Annotated in this window: 20 protein-coding genes; 11 read left to right on the forward strand and 9 right to left on the reverse strand. The window is 42.5% G+C overall.

Annotated features, from left to right (window positions below; translation table 11 throughout):
* Window positions 1-302: 302 nt before the first annotated feature.
* The 3 genes from AMR95_RS02330 (at window position 303) to AMR95_RS02340 (ending at window position 2,437) form a co-directional block, all read left to right on the forward strand.
* On the forward strand, window positions 303-818 hold the full coding sequence (locus AMR95_RS02330; RefSeq protein WP_039177173.1) for a hypothetical protein: 516 nt from the start codon (window positions 303-305) through the stop codon (window positions 816-818).
* A gap of 131 nt (window positions 819-949) precedes the next feature.
* Window positions 950-1,909 carry a magnesium/cobalt transporter CorA gene (corA, locus tag AMR95_RS02335; RefSeq protein ID WP_048240108.1) on the forward strand — a complete coding sequence of 320 codons (960 nt, stop codon included), beginning with the start codon at window positions 950-952 and terminating at the stop codon, window positions 1,907-1,909.
* 33 nt (window positions 1,910-1,942) lie between these two features.
* Window positions 1,943-2,437, forward strand: a complete 495-nt coding sequence (locus AMR95_RS02340) for a DUF2716 domain-containing protein (RefSeq protein ID WP_058837470.1) — start codon at window positions 1,943-1,945, stop codon at window positions 2,435-2,437.
* Between the two features lie 34 nt (window positions 2,438-2,471).
* Here the strand turns inward: AMR95_RS02340 and pdaA are convergent, their stop codons facing one another.
* Both pdaA and AMR95_RS02350 read right to left on the reverse strand, forming a co-directional pair.
* The gene (gene pdaA, locus AMR95_RS02345) at window positions 2,472-3,263 is read right to left on the reverse strand and encodes a delta-lactam-biosynthetic de-N-acetylase (RefSeq protein WP_058837471.1); all 792 of its coding nucleotides are present in this window, start codon (window positions 3,261-3,263) and stop codon (window positions 2,472-2,474) included.
* A 101-nt stretch (window positions 3,264-3,364) separates the two neighbouring features.
* Window positions 3,365-3,556, reverse strand: a complete 192-nt coding sequence (locus AMR95_RS02350) for an SE1561 family protein (RefSeq protein WP_012009274.1) — start codon at window positions 3,554-3,556, stop codon at window positions 3,365-3,367.
* A 146-nt stretch (window positions 3,557-3,702) separates the two neighbouring features.
* On the opposite strand from AMR95_RS02350, the gene yfkAB reads away from it, so the two are divergent.
* The 4 genes from yfkAB to AMR95_RS02370 all read left to right on the forward strand — a co-directional run bounded on the left by yfkAB (window position 3,703) and on the right by AMR95_RS02370 (window position 7,020).
* Window positions 3,703-4,824 (forward strand): radical SAM/CxCxxxxC motif protein YfkAB, encoded by a 1,122-nt coding sequence (gene yfkAB / locus AMR95_RS02355; protein ID WP_041106321.1) that lies wholly within the window; start codon window positions 3,703-3,705, stop codon window positions 4,822-4,824.
* 7 nt (window positions 4,825-4,831) lie between these two features.
* A complete protein-coding gene (locus AMR95_RS02360; protein ID WP_058837472.1) occupies window positions 4,832-5,668 on the forward strand; it encodes a mechanosensitive ion channel family protein in 837 nt (278 codons plus the stop codon).
* A 99-nt stretch (window positions 5,669-5,767) separates the two neighbouring features.
* Window positions 5,768-6,169, forward strand: coding sequence for a nuclear transport factor 2 family protein (locus tag AMR95_RS02365; RefSeq protein WP_058837473.1), 402 nt, complete (start codon window positions 5,768-5,770; stop codon window positions 6,167-6,169).
* Window positions 6,170-6,300: 131 nt separating this feature from the next.
* Complete coding sequence (locus AMR95_RS02370; RefSeq protein WP_003218036.1) at window positions 6,301-7,020, forward strand: YebC/PmpR family DNA-binding transcriptional regulator; 720 nt, start codon at window positions 6,301-6,303, stop codon at window positions 7,018-7,020.
* A 354-nt stretch (window positions 7,021-7,374) separates the two neighbouring features.
* Here AMR95_RS02370 and AMR95_RS02375 read toward each other — a convergent pair whose 3' ends face one another.
* The 3 genes from AMR95_RS02375 to AMR95_RS02385 all read right to left on the reverse strand — a co-directional run bounded on the left by AMR95_RS02375 (window position 7,375) and on the right by AMR95_RS02385 (window position 9,735).
* Window positions 7,375-8,157, reverse strand: a complete 783-nt coding sequence (locus AMR95_RS02375; RefSeq protein ID WP_039177159.1) for a YfkD famly protein — start codon at window positions 8,155-8,157, stop codon at window positions 7,375-7,377.
* A 67-nt stretch (window positions 8,158-8,224) separates the two neighbouring features.
* The gene (cax, locus tag AMR95_RS02380; RefSeq protein ID WP_058837474.1) at window positions 8,225-9,292 is read right to left on the reverse strand and encodes a calcium/proton exchanger; all 1,068 of its coding nucleotides are present in this window, start codon (window positions 9,290-9,292) and stop codon (window positions 8,225-8,227) included.
* A 65-nt stretch (window positions 9,293-9,357) separates the two neighbouring features.
* The gene (locus AMR95_RS02385; RefSeq protein ID WP_058837475.1) at window positions 9,358-9,735 is read right to left on the reverse strand and encodes an OsmC family protein; all 378 of its coding nucleotides are present in this window, start codon (window positions 9,733-9,735) and stop codon (window positions 9,358-9,360) included.
* A 75-nt stretch (window positions 9,736-9,810) separates the two neighbouring features.
* On the opposite strand from AMR95_RS02385, the gene AMR95_RS02390 reads away from it, so the two are divergent.
* Window positions 9,811-10,992 carry an MFS transporter gene (locus AMR95_RS02390; protein ID WP_058837476.1) on the forward strand — a complete coding sequence of 394 codons (1,182 nt, stop codon included), beginning with the start codon at window positions 9,811-9,813 and terminating at the stop codon, window positions 10,990-10,992.
* A 205-nt stretch (window positions 10,993-11,197) separates the two neighbouring features.
* On the opposite strand, the gene AMR95_RS02395 is transcribed toward AMR95_RS02390, so the two are convergent.
* From AMR95_RS02395 to AMR95_RS02405, 3 genes are read right to left on the reverse strand one after another with little or no spacing between them, the layout of a single operon-like run.
* A complete protein-coding gene (locus AMR95_RS02395; RefSeq protein ID WP_039177150.1) occupies window positions 11,198-12,016 on the reverse strand; it encodes a YihY/virulence factor BrkB family protein in 819 nt (272 codons plus the stop codon).
* 27 nt (window positions 12,017-12,043) lie between these two features.
* Window positions 12,044-12,367, reverse strand: a complete 324-nt coding sequence (locus AMR95_RS02400; protein WP_039177147.1) for a YtxH domain-containing protein — start codon at window positions 12,365-12,367, stop codon at window positions 12,044-12,046.
* A gap of 20 nt (window positions 12,368-12,387) precedes the next feature.
* On the reverse strand, window positions 12,388-12,858 hold the full coding sequence (locus AMR95_RS02405; protein WP_058837477.1) for a low molecular weight protein-tyrosine-phosphatase: 471 nt from the start codon (window positions 12,856-12,858) through the stop codon (window positions 12,388-12,390).
* Between the two features lie 173 nt (window positions 12,859-13,031).
* Between AMR95_RS02405 and AMR95_RS02410 the strand changes: the two genes are divergently transcribed.
* Together AMR95_RS02410 and AMR95_RS02415 are read left to right on the forward strand one after the other, a co-directional pair.
* Window positions 13,032-14,387: an alanine/glycine:cation symporter family protein gene (locus AMR95_RS02410; protein ID WP_039177145.1), complete on the forward strand. Its 1,356-nt coding sequence runs from the start codon at window positions 13,032-13,034 to the stop codon at window positions 14,385-14,387.
* Between the two features lie 74 nt (window positions 14,388-14,461).
* Window positions 14,462-14,677 carry a DUF1128 domain-containing protein gene (locus AMR95_RS02415; protein ID WP_003214000.1) on the forward strand — a complete coding sequence of 72 codons (216 nt, stop codon included), beginning with the start codon at window positions 14,462-14,464 and terminating at the stop codon, window positions 14,675-14,677.
* A 107-nt stretch (window positions 14,678-14,784) separates the two neighbouring features.
* On the opposite strand, the gene AMR95_RS02420 is transcribed toward AMR95_RS02415, so the two are convergent.
* On the reverse strand, window positions 14,785-15,303 hold the full coding sequence (locus AMR95_RS02420; RefSeq protein ID WP_058837478.1) for a type 1 glutamine amidotransferase domain-containing protein: 519 nt from the start codon (window positions 15,301-15,303) through the stop codon (window positions 14,785-14,787).
* A gap of 253 nt (window positions 15,304-15,556) precedes the next feature.
* Here AMR95_RS02420 and AMR95_RS02425 point away from each other — a divergent pair, with 253 nt between their 5' ends.
* Window positions 15,557-19,849 carry a multifunctional 2',3'-cyclic-nucleotide 2'-phosphodiesterase/3'-nucleotidase/5'-nucleotidase gene (locus AMR95_RS02425; RefSeq protein ID WP_058837479.1) on the forward strand — a complete coding sequence of 1,431 codons (4,293 nt, stop codon included), beginning with the start codon at window positions 15,557-15,559 and terminating at the stop codon, window positions 19,847-19,849.
* Window positions 19,850-19,855: the final 6 nt, after the last annotated feature.

Raw genomic sequence — 19,855 nt, forward strand, 5'->3', positions numbered from 1 at the left:
CATTCTCCTTTTGGATAGACGAAAGTTTTTAGTCGAATTCAGCTAACATTCGACAGCAATCTTCAACATTTTAGGATCATTTTCCTTAAATTAGAAATAGAACCTCTGGGTGATATCTTCCTCCCTGAATATATTTGTATAATTATGGCATATCAAGGAGGTGAACAAAGGAATTAGCGGATTAGGCAATCATTTGTTTTATCTTGCAAGAACATATTTACCTCATTGATAACCGGCTTCACCTAGTTTCACATTTTACAAAAAAGAAGACCCAAAATTAAAAAACAAAGGAGATCCGACCAATGAAAAAAACCATTCTTTCTGTTGCACTTGCCACTGCTGTTTCTTCGACACTGCCATTATTCGCTGACGCTGCTGAGCCAAAAACTTCAGCACCTGTTTCTACTACACTTCAGCAAACTGTCTTAAACAAAGCTGCTGCTGAAGGTAAAGCTGGCACTACGGCTAGCCCTAATGTTAACGTAAACTTTGATGTTCTTGGGATTGCCAATGCCATTGTAAACGCAGTAAACGCAAATGCAAACCGTTCTGGATTCGTGAAAAGCGTCATGGAAAGCACATTCTACGCTGCTGGCGGCAGATATAATGTCATGGTCTTTAACCTAAGCCAGAACTACGAAGACCGTTTTAACGGCGTCAAAACTTTCGCTACTGCTAATCTTGGTAATGTTGTTTACGGAATTTGGGTATTCGAAAGCGGTACATTTAAAAACAACGGCGATGGCGGCTGGGATAACTGGGCGTTTAGAGGCTGGTTTGACCGTCAAGATAAATTCGTTACGTTCCATCGTCCTTAATTCTCGGTTTTATCCATCAATCATACACGCACATTTAACCGATCTCTTTCTGAGATCGGCTTTTTTATGTAGAAAACGTATAAGTTCACCGGCGCTGCTTCATGATATAATGCAAGTCTGGAGGGGTGCACATGCTGAGAAAACTTGCAGTGACAAAAAACGGCGACTTGATTGAACATGCAACAATGCAGCAGCTTTCAAGCCCCGAAATCGCCTGGTATTGGATTGATTTTCATGCACCAACGGAAAAGGAAGCAGCGCTTTTGAAGGAATATTTTCAGTTCCATCCGCTTGCGATTGAGGATTGCTTCCATTATTTGCAGCGGCCTAAGCTTGATTTTTATGAGGGGTATTTATTTTTCGTGCTACATGCCCTTAATCAAAAAACGCTGCGTTCTGAGGAAGTTGATCTGTTTGTTGGTGAAAACTATATCGTGACCTTTCATTTAAAGGAAGCGCCATACATTGATCGTGTCATTCGAAAGCTCAAGGGGTCTGATAAAGAAAGAAACAGCGGACCCGAGCATATTGCCTACATGCTGATTGATCAGCTCGTTGATGATTATTTCCCTATTATTTATCAAATAGAGGACAGGCTGAATGAAATTGAGGATGAAGAAGGTCATAAAACGTATGGCACGTTGATGAACGAAGTATTCGGAATCCGATCCGATTTGCTCAAACTGCGAAGAACGATTATCCCGATGAGGGACCTTTTATATCGGATTGTGAACACAAATACGATGAAAAGCGATACAAACCGCCAAGCGTATTTTAATGATATTTACGATCATCTTTTGAAACTAACAGAGATCGTTGAGTCGAACCGGGACATGACAGCGGATTTACGAGACAGCTATCAGACGCTGAATTCCAACCGGATGAATGCGATTATGATGACATTGACCATTGTGTCGACCATTTTTATTCCACTGACCTTTATTGTTGGGGTGTACGGAATGAACTTTGACAACATGCCTGAATTACATTGGAAATACGGCTATTTTGGCGTGCTGATTTTCATGGGGCTGCTCGTCTCGGGAATGCTTTTATGGTTTAAACATAAAGGGTGGTTCCGGATTTTTAAATAGTGTTTTGAGAGAAGTGCTTGGGAGGAAAATCATATGGAAAACTGGATTCCACTGAAAGACAAAGAACTAAAGTTCGCATGGAAGACATTTGCTCGAGAGTTCAAATTTAAACCAAGCATCTCTCGCTTTCCCGCTTTTAAAGCACCTTCTCCTTACATCACATATGACATCTCTGCGTATTTTGAGGACTCTTCTCTTCTACATGCAGATGAAGATCTTGAAAAAAAGGCACTGCTCTCTTTTCAGGAGAATATCACCGGAACAGACGAATATATGCTGGCACTTGATTGGCAGCACGAATGCTACTGGATCACACCATATGGCTCGTTTGAAAAAGATGAATTTGGAGAATGGAAAGTTCCTGTTCTCCCTAATGGGGATTACTATTTCTTTTTATCAAAAGAAATGAATTGGGGGCTGCTAGGACATCCTTGGGAGCAAAGCATCACAATTTTCGGTGAGGGCTTGATTGACTCTTTTTCACGTCATCCCCCTCTTTTGTTTCAGCATAAAATCAGAGAGGGATAATCAAAAAGCCTGCAGGTCTTCTGCAGGCTTCTTTCTATAGCTGAGGCAGATGCCATACTTTTTCAAGCATGAGATCGTCTAGGCTTTTAAAGGAATATCCTTGTTTTTTCAGAGCGGTGATGGCATCATCCAGCGCTTCGGCATTGTCTCTTGAGACGGTATGAAGTAAGTAAATGGCACCTGGGTGCGCCTGCTTCATCATTTGATCATAAGCATACTGTTTTCCTTTTTGATGATGGATATGCCAGTCTACAAACGCTACTGACCAGAAAACAGTTTGGTAGCCGAGCTGTTTTGTTTCTTTTAGTACCCTTTCACTGAACACACCGCGCGGCGGACGAAGGTAGAGGTTATCTTGCTTTCCTGTGATTTTGTACACAGCTTCATTGACACGGTCCAGTTCTTCTTTGATTTCTTTCGTACTTTTTGTTGTTAAATCTGGATGATGATAGGAATGGTTGCCAATGATATGACCTTCTTCTGCCATACGTTTGACAAGCCCGGGCTGGTCCTTTACAAAATGACCTGTCACAAAAAAGGTGCCTGGTACTTGATGTTTTTTCAGCACGTCTAAGATCTTGGGTGTGTACCCATTTTCATAGCCGTTGTCGAAGGTGAAATAAATCTCTTTCTTTTTCGTGTTGCCTAAATAGAAGGCATCATACTTTTTTAAGAGTGCCGTCAATTCTTTGCCCGCATCCGGCGGCCTGTGCTCTTTGCTTTTCGCAAATCCCCAGTGGATGGGCTTATTAGACACGGCTCCTGCTTCTGAAAGAGGCATGGAAACAAAAAGCGCACATAAACAGATCAGCATGAATTTTTTCATTTACGTCACTTCCCGGTTTTTCTTCTATTGTGCAGAATAAGACCGAGACTCATACACCGATTCACCTGCCAATTTAAAGAAAAAAGCCCGCATTGCGCGAGCTATTCTTCCTTCCAATCATTTTTAAACCGTTCATATTTCGCTTCCAGGTCGTCAATCATCTGGATCAGTCTGTCTATATCCTCAACGTCTGTTGATTCGGGATCTAATGAATCAATCACATTCATAAACATATCTAATCGGTTCTTTAAATAATCAACCTGCTGCTCTTTGCTGTCTGCTGCCTTGCCCATCGATACACTCCCTTTAGCATTTGTTTATAGCTTATCTTTTTTTCCTTTGTAAATCAATTGTGTCCCTCTTGCGTATAACCGTGATGAGGCTTAAAATTAACTGTTGGCGGGTCTACGTTTGCCCGAATGAAAAGGAGATAGATACCATGAACCAAAAAACAGCACTTCGTCCGATCACCCCTGCATACGACCCTTGGGAAGCCTATCTCGATGTGCAGGATTACGGAGAAATGAAGCTGACTAATATTGAATTTACGACAACAACATTGTGTAACATGAGATGTGAGCATTGTGCGGTCGGCTATACCTTACAGCCTAAAGACCCGAATGCACTGCCGATAGATTTGTTACTTCGCCGTTTAGATGAAGTTCCGCTCCTGCGCTCACTCAGTATTACAGGCGGAGAGCCTATGCTTTCTCTTAAATCTGTACGAGAATATGTCGTCCCTTTATTAAAGTATGCCCATGAACGCGGCGTGCGTACACAAATCAATTCAAATTTAACCCTTGATTTGGCACGCTATGAAGAAATTATTCCATACTTAGATGTCCTTCACATTTCACATAACTGGGGCACTGTCGAAGAGTTTGCAACAGTCGGTTTTGCTATGATGGATCGTAAACCAACCTTTGAGCAGCGCGAGAAATTATTTAACCGCATGATTGAAAATAGTCAGGCACTTGTCAAAGCAGGCGTAACCGTATCCGCTGAGACCATGCTGAATAAGCGCACGCTTCCATATATTGAGCACATCCACCGGCAGATCGTCGAGGAAATGAAATGCCAGCGCCACGAAGTTCACCCGATGTATCCAAGTGATTTCGCCAGCGCCCTTGAATCTTTGACGCTTCCGCAAATGCGGGATGCGATTCATCAGCTGCTTGATATTCGTGATCAAAACACATGGATGCTGTTTGGCACCCTGCCATTTTATTCATGCAGCACAGATGAAGAAGACCAGCGCCTCCTCAATCGATTGCGCCAGGAGAAAAATGTCACAGTACGAAATGACCCTGATGGACGTTCACGGTTGAATGTGAATATTTTTGATGGGAATATTATTGTGACAGACTTTGGCGATACACCGCCGCTTGGAAACATTGCAACTGATACATTGCAATCAGCCTATACACGCTGGATGGACACGAAATTAGCAAAAGAGCTGAATTGTCATTGCCCAAGCGTGCAGTGCCTCGGTCCGAATGTTCTAGTGAAAAACAGCTATTATCAAGATGTTGATTTTACTTCTCGAACAGCCAGGGGGTAACCGATAGATGGACGATACATTTCTGACAGTGGTCAAAAACAAATACATTGAAATTCTCCTTGTTGGGCTCGTTCTTTGGCTTGCTGTCTTTATGATCAACAAAGCCCTTCAAATTTTCTTTAAACGAACTGAGTTTATAGAGGATAAAAAGAAGAAAACGATCGAGAGCTTGGTCAAATCGGTCACGAAATACACCGCTTCGATTTGCTTTGTGCTCTATGTCATTTCTCTTTTCTTTCATGACTTTGGGAAAATTCTTGCGGGTGCTGGTGTCGCTGGGATCGTCATCGGTTTTGGCGCCCAGACGCTCATTCGTGATATTTTAGCAGGCATTTTTCTCATCTATGAACGCCAGATTCATAAAGGGGATTATGTGACGGTGAATAACCTCTTTAATGGAACCATTGAAGAGATTGGTCTCCGCTCTCTGCAAATTAGAGAATGGAGCGGCAAGTTGTTAACCATTTCTAACGGGGATATCAGGCAAATCCAAAACTATAACATGCAATATATGCGGATTACGGAATCTGTGTTAATTAGCGCGAATCAAAACCCAGATATCGCCTTCCAAGCGCTTGAATCAGCATGTGACAATTTAAATCAAATGCATCATGATTTTCTTAAAAAAGATGAATTCCAAGATGCCATTGAACCCTTTCAGGTTCATGGAATTATGGGCTTGAATAAGCTGAATCGCGGGATTGAAATCACAGTTAAGGGAATGGTCGAAGACGAAAAATACTTCGAAGCCGCTCTCGCTGTGCGAAAAGAAATGATCAAACAACTTCATCAGCATGATGTCAAATTGCTTGAGGATCTCGCTTATCCCCAGCCTGCAAAATAACCTCATTCTATATGGGGTTATTTTTTTATTTGTATTTTGTTAACCGGTTAATTATAATGTTATTTAGTTAACCAGTTAATAATAGAGAGGATGTATGGAATGACAAAAACAGAAGCAATTTCTTTCATCAAGGAGATGTATCAAGAGGTATTAACCAAGTTCGATACAAAAAAGGTGGAGACATATTTTTCACCTGACTATCAGCAAGTGACCGATGGGAAGGTGTCCACGCTTGATGAATTTAAAAAGCATCTATCCACATTAAAAGAAATGACAACACAGCTTGTGATCCCCGCCTTTCATGATGTGTTATTTGATGAAGAAACGCAGCAAGCGTGTTTTCGTTACACGGTACATGTTGACCTCGCAAGCGGAGACGGGGGTTTAATAGATGTCACAGCTCTTTTCACCTTATTAGATGGCAGGATCATTCGGTGCGACGAGCTGACTCGGGCTCACGAAAAACATGAAATGCTTGAACAGCTGGGGCACATTAGCTAACAATTCTCTTCATTTCAGCCCTCTTACTTCTATCCTCTTGACTGATTCATGTATAATAGATAGCAGAATGATTTCATGCAGCATGGGGACCCTCATACTGTGTATTTTCTAATTGAAAGAGAGTGAATAAGATGGGTCGTAAGTGGAACAACATTAAAGAAAAGAAAGCATCAAAGGATGCTAGTACAAGTCGTATTTACGCAAAATTCGGGCGTGAAATCTATGTGGCTGCCAAACAAGGTGAGCCAAACCCAGAATCAAACCAAGCACTTCGTTTTGTCCTAGAACGTGCAAAAACATATAGTGTCCCAAAACATATTGTGGACCGTGCCATTGAAAAAGCCAAAGGCGGTGCGGAAGAGAACTTCGATGAGCTGCGCTACGAAGGATTTGGTCCAAACGGATCAATGGTCATCGTTGATGCCCTCACCAATAACGTGAACCGGACAGCTTCAGATGTTCGAGCAGCATTTGGGAAAAACGGCGGAAACATGGGCGTAAGCGGCTCTGTTGCTTACATGTTTGACCAAACAGCTGTCATCGGTGTCGAAGGGAAAAGCGAAGAAGAAACACTTGAGCTTTTAATGGAAGCAGATGTTGATGTACGTGACATCATGGAAGAAGATGAAACGGTGATTGTGTACGCTGAACCAGATCAATTCCATCAAGTACAAGAAGCATTCAAACAAGCGGGTGTTGAAGAATTCACTGTCGCTGAAATCACAATGCTCCCGCAAAACGAAGTGACATTAGATGATGAATCTAAGGCACAATTTGAAAAGCTGATCGATGTTTTAGAAGAGCTTGAAGACGTGCAGCAGGTTTATCATAATGTGGATTTAGGGGAATAAAAAACTTAGCCATAGTAGTCGTTGAGTTCATTCAACTTCTACTATGGCTTTTTTATTTCCTCAAAAAATGTAATATATGTATAATATGTTAATGTCTACACTTTTCAAGGAGATGAGTTTCATTTTTAAAACATGGTGGTTTTCTTATTATGGATTTATGATCATCCCTTATCTTGGCCTATGTCTTATTTTCAACGACTTACCGATATTGACTAAAGTTATCTTCTTTCTTTTTATCATTTGGTATTTATATAACGTCTTTGACTTTTACAAAAATGAATTAAAAAGAAAAAAAGAGAAACCCTATTAGCAAAAAACAGTCATCTCCTCTGTTGATAAGAGGAGATGACTGTTTTAATTCATCCCTTGAAACCCAAACGTCAGGTGATCCTGAACTGGAATCCAAGCGCCGATTCCTTGTGAGGTCACGTTTTTCACGACGAGTTTTCGTTTATTTCCTTTTAGCACAAGGTACACTTCTCCGTAAGTAACCTTACCTTTTTCGTTAATCGCTGGTGCATAGGCATGAAGCGATGCTGCTTTTTTTGGAGAGACATGGTAAGACTGATCTCGTTTTGTTCCTGCACCAATTACGGTGTCAAACGCGAGGGGCAGCTTTGTTTTTTGAATCGCTTTTTGCATCATCAATGTTTTCACATCTTCTGGGCTTGGCACTTTTGCTGTGAGTCCGCCGCTTACTTTCACTTGCTGCTTTTGAACGTATTTTCCAATGGCTGTTTTATTGCCGCCTCTGTTATCAATATGGTTCGTATTCACTTTTTTGTATTCCCAATTGGCGACGGTTTCGTTTGAATCGTAGCTCAGCGCCCATCTCCCAAGGAAAATGGTCGCGCGGTATCCAACTGCTAATGGCGTCCCTGAAATGCTGGATTCGTTCAGCATTTTAATCAAATGAGTATTCTCAATCGGGACACTTGTTGTTTTGAACAATTCAGCCGTCAGCTCGCTCGGCTGAAGCAGCGGCTGATCCTGTGACGCGTTCGGATACGTATTCTCCTTTGAAATACTTGCGACAGAGGATGGCACTTTAAATGGCTTTGCCGCCTCCGCTGGAAAGCTGTATAGAAAACTTAAGGATAAGAGAACAACAAACATGATGCGGGGCATCTTTTTCATATCATCACTCTTTCTCATTCATTTTTCCATAGTATTTTCCCGAAAGACGTCCCTTATCCACAAAAGATTATAAAAGGAAAAATCCAATCGCCATAATAAAATAGGCAGCGAGTAATGTGGCGCCTTCAAACCAGTTTGTATCACCATCATTTGATAAAATGACCGTGAGCAGCACAGAGGATGCCATCGCAATGAGCTCTGGCAAGGAGAAAATGAGCGGCATCTGCTTATCAAAAAATAGCGAGCTGATGACAAGAATCGGCGCAACCATCATGGCAACCTGAAGTGTGGAGCCAAAGGCGATTTCTACTGCTACATCCATTTTGTTTTTATACGCCATGATGACAGCTGAGGCATGTTCTGCTGCGTTGCCGACGATGGCCACAATAATGACACCGATAAACAGCTCACTCCAGCCAAATTGTTCTCCTACCGTATCAAATGTATGAACAAGGCGCTCTGAAATGTACGCAACTGCGATTGTCGAAAGCAGCAAAATGACAGTGGCAAACTTGCCAGACCATTCAGGTGTTTCTTCTTCCCTCTCTGCTTCGCCTTCCATGCTCTCCAGCTTGGCAACATACACCCCGCGGTGGCTGACCAGTTTGAAATAGAGCGCCGCGACATAAAGCAAAATCATGACAATGCTAATCCCAATGCTTAAAACAAACTGTTTATTCTCTGCCATCTCCATCGAAAACACTTCTGGAATGACAAACGCTACAATAATGGCAAACATGAGCAAGCCTGAATTGTGCCTTGCATCATGGACATTAAATACTTGACGCTTATATTTTAATCCGCCAACGAAAAAAGACAAGCCAGCCACAAGCAGTAAATTTCCGATAACCGATCCTGTTAATGATGCAAGTACGATGGCCGTCAATCCTTGCTTTAAAGCAAAAAACGAAATGATTAACTCCACCGCATTCCCAAATGTAGCGTTTAAAAGTCCGCCAATTCTGGGCCCCGCAATGATGGCAAGACTTTCTGTGGCTCTTCCCATAAAACTAGCAAGACCAATAATGGCGATACAATAAACGGCAAACATGACGACCTGCGGGAAATGAAGAAAACTGCCAAGCACCGATAGCGGAACACCGATTGCGACAATCACAAGAAATAAACGATTCATACAGCCATTCTCCTTTACATATGTCTGACTGTTATTCTTTCGTGAGTGCCGGCATCATATACATTTTAGATTCGCGCGTGTGAGAAGGTGATATCAATACTTCCTTTCACGGACTGCACCATAGAGCAATGCTTCAATGCAAGGGTGATCACTTTATCGATTTGTTCATCAGATGTATTAATGTCTTCAAATAAGATATGTAAATGAATGCAGGAAATCTTGTTTACAGCTCCTGCCCTTGTCGTTTCAGGTGTGATCGTCAGCCCTTTATAGGATATTCGCTTTTTACGGCACACATGAAAGAGCATTTCTCCAAAGCAGCCTGCAATGGCTGAGGTGAACAATTGAGATGGACGGTACCCCATTTCTTCCGTTCCTGAAATAGGCAGTTGCCTGTCCTCATTATGTGCGATCCAATGATCCTTTTCGTATGTCAGCTTCATTCCTTTTCCACCTTTCTATTGAAACCCCTATGGTTCCATTGTACGATGAAAATATGAACTTGTAAGGAGCATCTTATGTCGAGAATTCACTTTATGATTTTAATTTTACTTGTATCCGTGTCTGGTTTTTCACAGGGTGCATTACTTCCTGTCATTTCCATTATTTTCGAACATGCCGGTACTTCTCCTACGTTAAACGGACTGCATGCCACAGGCTTATATCTCGGAGTACTGCTTGCGTCTCCTTTTATGGAAGCACCGCTTCGCCGGTTTGGATTTAAGCCGTTAATCGTCATTGGAGGCGCCGCTGTCTTTTTAAGCTTGTTTAGCTTTGTGTTTTTTGAATCTTATGTCGTCTGGTTCTTCCTCCGGCTTATGATCGGGATTGGTGACCATATGCTGCATTTCTCTACACAGACGTGGGTGACCTATGCTTCATCCTCGAGAAATCGCGGAAGAAACATTTCACTGTATGGATTATCGTTTGGACTCGGTTTTGCCGCCGGCCCTTTTTTAACGCCGCTCATTGAGATCAATCCAGCTTTGCCTTTTATTGTTTCTGGTGCCGTTAGTTTATGTATTTGGCTGCTTGTGTTTGTTTTAAAAAATACATATCCAGATACGGGCGAAGTGCAAACGTCAGAGCAGACAAACAGTTTGAAGCGCTTCAAAAAGGCCTTTCAATTTGGCTGGGTCGCCTTTATGATGCCATTTTGCTATGGATTTTTAGAAACGACACTTAATAGTAACTTCCCTGTATATGCGCTAAGAAGCGGGGTGACAGTAGATGCGGTCGCGTTTATTTTACCTGCGTTTGCCATTGGGAGCATTGTCTTTCAGCTTCCTCTTGGAATGCTCAGTGACCGGTTTGGCAGACGCCGCATCATTTTATGTGTGACACTCGCTGGATCATTCTTTTTCCTTTTAGCAGGGATCTTCATTCAATCGGTTTTGGCTGTGGCCATTTGTTTCTTTATCGCCGGAATGGCTGTAGGCTCTACCTTCTCACTTGGCATCAGTTATATGACCGACTTATTGCCAAAGCATCTGCTTCCCGCCGGGAATTTGATGTGCGGGATGGCGTTTAGTGCCGGCAGTATTCTCGGGCCGGTACTCGGAGGATTCTTTGTGCAAACGTTTGAAGGAATGAATTTACTTTACCTTGTCAGTATCGTGATATTATTTGTGTTTTGCTGCGTTCGGTTTGGGAGAACGACGGCAGTGGTGGAAAGTCCCAATGAATCCATTTCTAATTAAAAAACTCCCCTGCACCGCAGAGGAGTTTTTTCATTTAATGATAACCATTTTGCCCGTTCGCACTGCCGCTTGTTTTGTGCTTTGGCTGATGGCCTTTGTTTTGTTTCGTGTTGCTTCCGCCTTTTTTCGATTGTTTGGACATATGTGATTCCCCCATCCATCAAGATTGAACATATTCGTTCTTCTTTAGGATGCCCAGATTTCTTCACACCTTGCCTGGTACGATTTTACGCTTATGTAAAAGCGCATTAAGCTCGCCGCCAAGGATAATCATGATGCCGGTTAAATAGAACCAGATCATTAAAATAATGATTCCCCCAATACTTCCGTACATCGCGCTGTAATTAGCAAACTCGCCTACGTAAAATGAGAACAGCATGCTGACCAAAATCCATCCAATCGATGCAAAAATGGCGCCTGGCAGGACAAATTTCAATTTCAGTCTGATGTTTGGGGCGAAATAGTACAAGGCTGTAAACACAATCAATAAAATCAGCGGGCTAATGATCCACCTCATGGCCGTCCAAATGGTGAGAAAGGCATCTGACTGCCCAACTAATTTAGCGACAAATAAGCCAAGTTCTTTTCCAAAGACAGGTAGCATTAAGGCAAAAATAATCGTAAGAACCATCGCTATGGTTAAGATGATTGATGTTAAACGTACGAGAATGAAGGAACGATTTTCCTCAACTTCGTAAGCATGGTTAAATGCTCTGACGACGGCATTAATCCCGTTAGATGCAGACCAAAGGGCGGCAATAATCCCGAATGACAACAATCCGCCGTTGCGGCTGTTCAGTGTCTCTTCGGCGATGGATTCAATCATCGAAAGCGCTCCTTCTGGCGCATAACCAGAGATGACGCTCAGGACATCCTTCGACGTCAGCGGCAAATATCCAACGAGTGTCAGCACGAAGATGAGAAACGGAAATAATGAAAGCAAAAAGAAGTAAGCAAGCTCAGCAGATTTTGCTGGTCCTTCATGCAGCAAAAAGCGTTCAATTAACGCTTTAATAAAACCCATACGCCTCATCTCCAATGATCAATCTTTCTATTTCGATCGAAAGTGATCCTTTGTTTCTTCAATAATCTCTAATACTTTTGGGGTTGTTTCCTTTAACTGATTGACTTGTTCATTTAAAAATGACAAATCATCTGAGACTGTTCGCATCAGCTGCTTCGTTTCTTCCATTTTTTCTTTCACGCAAGCAGAAATTCTGGCTGGCTCCTGACGGTATTCCGCCAGCTTTTCCTGACAGTCATCCCATTTGTCTTTAAGCGCAATTCTTGTTGGCCGATGAAATAATGTCAGCAGTGCGCCGCAAGCTGCTCCTATCACAGCTCCTCGAAGCATGATTTGATTTTTCTCTTCCATCTCGTCTGATCTCCTTTCAGTTAAAGGTGTTTCTCTTTCTTTACATACGTCAAAAAACGATCAATTCCTGTTTCAATTAAATCATGTACTTCCTCAAAGTTTCCAGTGTAATAAGGGTCTGGCACATCATCTCGATCATCGTCTTCAACAAAGTCAAGAAGACGGCCAATAAAGTGATGTTTCCCATAACCGGCTATACTGCGAAGTGCCCCTACATTTTCAGCATCCATCGCAATGATATAGTCGTATGCTGTGATGTCCTCCTCTATGATTTGTCTTGCGGACATCCCTTCATAGCTGATCCCTTTTTCATCAAGCAGCTTTCGTGTACCTTCATGCGGAGGACTGCCTTGATGCCAGCCGCCAATGCCTGCTGAATCAATGACAAAGTGCTCGCTTAGTCCTTCATCTTCTACTCGTTTTCTAAACATGGCCTCTGCCATCGGTGACCTACAAATATTGCCAAGACATACGAATAATACATGAATCATCCTTCATTCTCCTCCTATCTTTTCCCTAAGAACTGCTTTCGAAAACCTTTTCTCTATCATATCAAGCCCTTTTTCTTTTGAAAACTTTGCAAGAAAAACTCCCATCGGCATTGACACATTATACAAAAAAAGGGGACACTTTAGGAGAATTGCACAAATAAAGGGGGATACATATGGGATGGGTAGAACAGATTGTCAGCAATATCAATGATGTATTATGGGGACCGCCGCTTTTGTTTTTGATCGTGGGGACTGGGATTTACCTTACCTTTCGCGTACTCTTTATTCAAATTAGGCTGCTCCCCTATTCGCTGAAGCTTGCATTTTCAAAGCAAGACAAGACATCAGAAGGTGATATTTCTCACTTCCAAGCATTAATGACAGCTCTTGCTGCAACGGTTGGAACGGGAAATATTGTAGGGGTCGCCTCTGCTGTCATTGCTGGCGGACCAGGCGCTGTGTTTTGGATGTGGTTTGCAGCGTTCTTTGGAATGGCGACAAAATATGCTGAAGCTGTTCTCGCAGTGAAATACCGTGTCAAAAATGAAAAAGGTGAAATGTCCGGCGGGCCGATGTACTATTTGGAGCATGGCTTGAAGCAAAAATGGCTAGGGGTGCTGTTTGCTATTTTTGGTGCTGCGGCTGCCTTTGGAATTGGGAATCTCGTGCAGTCAAATTCGATTTCTGGTGTCATGAATTCAACCTTTCAGATTCCAACATGGATCACAGGCATTATTATTACGGCCTTTACTGCGCTCGTGATTTTAGGCGGGATTAAAAGCATTGGACGGGTGACGGCTATTTTTGTACCGGTCATGGCTTTATTCTACGTCATTTGCGGGCTGATCATTCTTGTCATGAATGCGGATCTTGTCCCAAGTGCAGTTGGGCTCATTTTTACGGATGCATTTACAGGTCAAGCCGTTGCAGGCGGCGCGATCGGTACCGTAATCCGCTGGGGTGTGGCGAGAGGGGTATTTTCCAATGAAGCAGGTCTTGGTTCTGCACCAATCGCTGCTGCTGCTGCCAAAACAGATATGCCTGCTCGTCAAGCGCTTGTGTCAATGACGCAAGTATTTATTGATACGATGATTGTTTGTTCCATAACCGGGATCACAATTGTCATGGCCGATATGTACGTCACAGAAAAAAGTGATGCACTCACCTCGTTATCCTTTGCTCATTTCCTTGGACCAATCGGCTCAATCATTGTTGCAATCGGCTTACTTTTATTCGCTTATTCCACCATTATTGGCTGGTCCTATTATGGTGAAAAATGCTTTACATATTTGGCAAAAGATTCGTATGTGATGTATTATCGTGTTGTGTTTGTTATTGCTGTCTTTTTTGGTGCCGTGTTTAAGAATGATTTCGTCTGGGGCGTGGCGGATATGCTAAACGGACTGATGGCTGTTCCGAACTTAATCGGCCTCATCGGTTTATCAGGAGTTGTCGTGTTTGAATCTAAACGAATCATTGATAAGATCAAGCAGGAGAAAAAGGAGAAAAACATCTCGGTGTCGTCTTAATAGCCCTTTTATTCTTTTGCATTTCTGTTAAAATAGACATGTTATTCACATATGCAGGAAAGGACGTGCCGCCCTTGTCAGAGCAAAAAGCGGCTGAAGTCAATCAGCTGATTGAAGACATTTCGCAAAAGTTAAATATGCTGAACATTGGAGTCATCAAAGCCGAGGACTTCAGTCCAGACAAGTACGAAGATATTGAATTTCTACACCAAATGGTGATGAAAAAATCTTCATTCAGCCCAAGTGAAATGCAAGCCATCGCAAGCGAACTAAAAAACTTAAGAAAATAATCGTGCAAAGGAAACCAGATTGCGGTTTACGCCGCTTTCTTCCATCCATGCACAGAAAAAGCCAGCACCCCGCAAGGTGCTGGCTTTATTTATCCTGTCAAAACTGCTTATTTTGCGAGCAGTTTTAATGATTCACGGTTAAATGCTGGAATGTCATCAGGTGTACGGCTTGTCACAAGCTGATCCTGACAAACAACAACTTCTTCATCTTTGAATTTGGCGCCTGCGTTTTCCATATCTACTTGAATGGATTTATAGCCAGTCGCGCCTCTGCCTTCCAGCGTCTTCGCTGTAATGAGCAATTGCGGTCCGTGACAGATCGCAAATACTGGTTTTTTCTCGTCCATAAATGCTCTTGTGAATTGGACATAGCGATCATCTGCACGCAGAATGTCTGGTGAGAAACCGCCAGGAATCAGTAGTGCATCGAAGTCTTCAGGCTTCACGTTATCAATGGACGCATCCACTCTCACTTCTGCTTCTCCTTGCTTCCCTTTCACTGTTTTACCTTTTTCGTTTTCAATTACTGTGATCTCATGGCCTGCATCTTTAAAGGCTTTTGCAGGCTCGGTGAATTCAACATCCTCAAAGTAATCTGTTAATACAACTGCAATTTTCTTACCCATGTAGAAACCCTCCTGCTTGATTATCGTTACACTACACACTATACCCGGGTACATTGAAATCAAACATCCTATCCCGATCAGAAAACCCCTTATGATAAAAATAAGCATTTAGACTTATTTATATTTCCTCAACAAGGTAATTCGTATGATTTATGTTATCTTTACAATAATCTGCAAAAAATAACTACAAAAGTTAACGAAACATTTCTACAATAGGTATTGTGGTCAAAAAAATTAGAAAGGCGGAGATCAGGTGAAGAAGCAAACACATAGGTCTAAACGAAGGAAAAACCTGTCTATTCTGCTCACTTCCATTATGATGATTAGTCTCATTCTCCCAGCAGTACCTACTCATGCAGCAATAGAAAACGGCGATGCCGTAAAAGTCAGCATCTTAGCCACAACGGATGTTCATGCGAACATGATGAACTATGATTATTACAGCGACAAAGAAACAAATGAATTTGGTTTGGCAAAAACAGCCGAGCTAATTGAAAAGCACCGTTCACAAAATCCAAATACACTCCTTGTTGATAACGGAGACCTGATTCAAGGAACCCCTCTTGGAGAATACGTTTACAAAAATGAGAAAGACAGCATCATCAATCAAACAAAGGTTCACCCCATTATTCATACACTCAACAAACTAAAGTACGATGCAGGAACACTTGGCAATCATGAATTTAACTACGGATTATCATTTCTTGACGGTACTATTGCCGGGGCTAACTTCCCAATTGTCAATGCGAACGTCAAAAAGTTAAATGGAGAACACCGTTTTACGCCTTATGTGATTCAAGAAAAAACATTTAAAGACGCAAACGGAGCCTCACAAACTGTGAAAGTCGGTTACATAGGATTCGTTCCACCACAAATTATGACGTGGGATAAGAAGCATTTAGATGGACAAGTTCAAGTGCAGGATATCGTCGAATCTGCCAATGAAACCATTCCTGAAATGAAGGAAAAAGGAGCAGATATCATCGTCGCTCTTGCCCATACAGGAATTGAAAAAACCGCTTCGCCTAAAGGATCAGAAAATATGATCTTTGACCTTGCCACGAAAACGAAAGGCATTGATGCGATCGTGTCTGGCCACCAGCACGGCACATTCCCAAGCGCTGAATATAGCGGCGTTGACAAATTCGATGTCTCAAAAGGAACCATCAACGGCATTCCAGTCGTCATGTCTAAAAACTGGGGAAGCTACCTCGGCGTCATTGATTTAACATTAGAGCCTGACGGCAGCAACTGGAAAGTCACAGATGGAACAGGAAAGATTGAATCTGTTGCAGGAGTCACCTCTCAAAACAGCACTGTAAAAGATGCTATTCAAACGACGCATCAAAACACACTTGATTATGTAAGAAAGCCTGTCGGTAAAACAGAAGCAGACATTAACAGCTTTTTTGCTCAAGTGATGGATGACCCTTCTATTCAAATTGTGACGGATGCACAAAAATGGTATGCACAAGAAAAAATGAAGGATACGTCATACAAAAACTTACCGATTTTATCTGCAGGCGCCCCGTTTAAAGCCGGCGGCCGAAACGGTGTAAATTATTATACAAATATCGCAAAAGGTGATTTAGCGATTAAAAACATCGGCGATCTCTACCTTTACGATAACACCGTGCAAATTGTCAAACTGAAAGGCAGTGAAGTGAAAGACTGGCTCGAGATGTCTGCCGGACAGTTTAATCAGATCAAGCCAAACGATTCAAATGAACAGCCTATTTTAAACGAAGAATACCGCTCGTATAACTTTGATGTGATCGATGGTGTCACCTATCAAGTTGATGTGACGCAGCCTGCTAAGTACAGCACAACAGGCACTCTTGTCAATGCGAAGGCAAACCGCATCAAAAACCTGTCCTACAACGGGAAACCAGTCTCTGACAATCAAGAATTTTTAGTCGTGACAAACAACTATCGAGCTTCTGGCGGCGGTGGCTTCCCGCATCTGACGCAAGATAAAGTGGTGCTTGCCTCAGCCGATGAGAACCGCCAAGTGCTGATGGATTATATTATCGAACAAAAAACCATCAACCCAAGTGCGGACCAAAACTGGTCCATTGCACCAATCAAAGGCGCAACAGTCACATTCGAATCTTCTCTTTTAGCTAAGCCGTTTGCTGAAAAATCTAGCAGCGTAGACTTTGTTCGTAACGCCAGCACAGATGGTCTTGGTGTGTACAAGCTAGCCTTTAAAGAGGATGGCACAACAGAACCGCCTGCATCAGACAACTGGAATTTAACGGTGATGCATACAAACGATACACACGCACACCTTGATGATGCGGCAAGACGTGCCACAAAGATTAAAGAAGTTCGGTCCGAAAGCAAGAACAACATTTTATTAGATGCTGGAGATGTCTTCTCTGGTGACCTATATTTCACAAAATGGCAAGGACTTGCTGATCTCAAACTGATGAACTTAATGAAATATGATGCCATGACGTTTGGTAATCATGAATTTGACAAAGGTCCTTCTGTTCTTCGTCAATTCCTGACAGGTGATGCATCAGATGTAGATGCGAAAAACCGTCATCAATTTGAAAAGCCTGCATTCCCGATTGTGTCATCAAACGTTGATGTCTCTAAGGAAAAACAATTGAGCGGCTTAGTGAAAAAGCCAGCCACATTTAAAGCTGGTGAGAAAAAAGAAGCTGGGATTTACCCATACATCCTGCTTGATGTAAACGGTGAAAAGGTGGCGGTATTCGGCTTAACCACTGAAGACACGGCCATTACATCCAGCAGCGGCCCTAACATTCAATTCAAGGATGCATACAAGAAAGCAAAGGAAACAGTCAACACCATTCAAACAGAAGAAAAAATCAATAAAATCATTGCTTTAACACACATTGGCTATAACCGTGACCTTGAGCTGGCTCAAAAAGTAGACGGTATTGATTTAATCATTGGCGGTCACACGCACACCCTTGTAGAAAAATTAAAGGTCGTCAATAAGAAAGAACCAACGATTGTCGCACAGGTGAAAGACTACGGACAATTCTTAGGGAAAGTAGATGTGGCCTTTAATCAAAAAGGAGTCGTACAGCCAAAGAAATCTTCTTTTGACCTCATCACCATCGATGACTCTGTCAAAGAAGATGCCGATGCAAAAGCGATCCTCGATCAGTACAAGGCAGATATTCAAGATTTAAAAACAGAAAAAGTCGGGTCTACTGATGTCCTCTTAGACGGACAACGAGAGCATGTCCGGGCGAAGGAAACAAACCTTGGGAACTTTATTGCAGACGGCATGCTGAAGAAAGCGCAGGAATCTGCTGGTGCTGATATTGCCATCACAAACGGCGGCGGTATTCGAGGCAGCATTGAAAAAGGAGATATCACTTTAGGTGATATTTTAACGGTCATGCCATTCGGAAACACACTCTATGTCGCGGATTTAAAAGGCAGCCAAATTAAGAAAGCGCTCGAACAAGGGCTTTCAGGCATTGAGGAAGGCGGCGGCGCATTCCCTCATGTAGCCGGCATTGAATATACGTTTACACTGAGTAAACCAGCTGGCAGCAGACTCATTGATGTCAAACTGAAAGACAAAAACGGCAAACTAACTGACATTGATGATAAGAAAACATACCGCGTGGCAACAAACGCATTTGTCGGGACAGGCGGCGATGGCTACAGCGTCTTTACAGAAGCCTCTCACGGCGAAGACTTAGGCTATGTTGACTATGAAATCTTCAAAGAGCAAATTGAACAGGCAGACGGCGGGCATATTTCTCCTGTCATCGATCATCGAGTGAAAGAAGTGTTCCTTCCACGTGCGAAAGGAAAAGGCGCCTATGACATTCAAGATGATGAGAAATTCCAAACGTATGTGCAGCATACAAACAAAGCATTGCTCTATTTAGACAAAGCGAGCGAAGCGAAAAACGTTCAATTGTCACTATCAAAAGCACAGGTAGCCGAGCTGAAGAAAAGAGAGCAAGATCCGAACGTCACTATCTATCATGACAAAGTGGGACTCGCATTACCGCTCTCTAACTTGTCCGAGAAAAACGCAGAAATATCGATGACAAAGACGGATAAGGTGAAAAATGCATTAACGGATACGTATGATTTCCAAATCAAACAAGATCAGAAAAAGGTTTCTACCTTTAAAGATCCTGTTACACTATCCTTTACATTAGATGAGCCTCAAAAGGCAAAGAAACCTGGTGTATATTATGTAGACCGCAAGAAAAATCGTTATGCCAAAACAAGTAATGGATCATTCGAAAATGGGGTCGTTTCAGGTCAAACTGAGCACTTTAGCGAATACACCGTACTCAACCAAAGCGGAGCAGCTGGAACAACGCCAGATCAAACTGGCGGAAATGGCGGAACTTCAGCGCCAGGCGAAGGTACAGGTACAGATCCAAACCAAGATGGAACCAGACTCCCAGGCGGCACACTGCCGAATACAGCAACAATGATGTATACAGCTGTATTGATTGGCGTACTCATGCTTGCCTCAGGCGGTATCCTCTATTACTACCAGCGTAAGCGTACAAGAAAAAATGTATCATCTTAAAAGAAA

Source organism: Bacillus sp. G1(2015b) (genome assembly GCF_001482475.1).
GTDB lineage: Bacteria > Bacillota > Bacilli > Bacillales > Bacillaceae > Bacillus > Bacillus safensis.

Excerpts from the sequence above, each read along its gene's own strand:
- pdaA (WP_058837471.1), bottom strand. The coding sequence starts at position 3,263 with ATGAAAAAATTCATGCTGATCTGTTTATGTGCGCTTTTTGTTTCCATG.
- AMR95_RS02375 (WP_039177159.1), bottom strand. The coding sequence starts at position 8,157 with ATGAAAAAGATGCCCCGCATCATGTTTGTTGTTCTCTTATCCTTAAGT.
- corA (WP_048240108.1), top strand. The coding sequence starts at position 950 with ATGCTGAGAAAACTTGCAGTGACAAAAAACGGCGACTTGATTGAACAT.
- AMR95_RS02405 (WP_058837477.1), bottom strand. The coding sequence starts at position 12,858 with ATGATTCATGTATTATTCGTATGTCTTGGCAATATTTGTAGGTCACCG.
- AMR95_RS02330 (WP_039177173.1), top strand. The coding sequence starts at position 303 with ATGAAAAAAACCATTCTTTCTGTTGCACTTGCCACTGCTGTTTCTTCG.
- AMR95_RS02340 (WP_058837470.1), top strand. The coding sequence starts at position 1,943 with ATGGAAAACTGGATTCCACTGAAAGACAAAGAACTAAAGTTCGCATGG.
- AMR95_RS02350 (WP_012009274.1), bottom strand. The coding sequence starts at position 3,556 with ATGGGCAAGGCAGCAGACAGCAAAGAGCAGCAGGTTGATTATTTAAAG.
- cax (WP_058837474.1), bottom strand. The coding sequence starts at position 9,292 with ATGAATCGTTTATTTCTTGTGATTGTCGCAATCGGTGTTCCGCTATCG.
- AMR95_RS02390 (WP_058837476.1), top strand. The coding sequence starts at position 9,811 with ATGTCGAGAATTCACTTTATGATTTTAATTTTACTTGTATCCGTGTCT.
- AMR95_RS02395 (WP_039177150.1), bottom strand. The coding sequence starts at position 12,016 with ATGGGTTTTATTAAAGCGTTAATTGAACGCTTTTTGCTGCATGAAGGA.
- AMR95_RS02370 (WP_003218036.1), top strand. The coding sequence starts at position 6,301 with ATGGGTCGTAAGTGGAACAACATTAAAGAAAAGAAAGCATCAAAGGAT.
- yfkAB (WP_041106321.1), top strand. The coding sequence starts at position 3,703 with ATGAACCAAAAAACAGCACTTCGTCCGATCACCCCTGCATACGACCCT.
- AMR95_RS02385 (WP_058837475.1), bottom strand. The coding sequence starts at position 9,735 with ATGAAGCTGACATACGAAAAGGATCATTGGATCGCACATAATGAGGAC.
- AMR95_RS02365 (WP_058837473.1), top strand. The coding sequence starts at position 5,768 with ATGACAAAAACAGAAGCAATTTCTTTCATCAAGGAGATGTATCAAGAG.
- AMR95_RS02410 (WP_039177145.1), top strand. The coding sequence starts at position 13,032 with ATGGGATGGGTAGAACAGATTGTCAGCAATATCAATGATGTATTATGG.
- AMR95_RS02360 (WP_058837472.1), top strand. The coding sequence starts at position 4,832 with ATGGACGATACATTTCTGACAGTGGTCAAAAACAAATACATTGAAATT.
- AMR95_RS02400 (WP_039177147.1), bottom strand. The coding sequence starts at position 12,367 with ATGGAAGAGAAAAATCAAATCATGCTTCGAGGAGCTGTGATAGGAGCA.
- AMR95_RS02420 (WP_058837478.1), bottom strand. The coding sequence starts at position 15,303 with ATGGGTAAGAAAATTGCAGTTGTATTAACAGATTACTTTGAGGATGTT.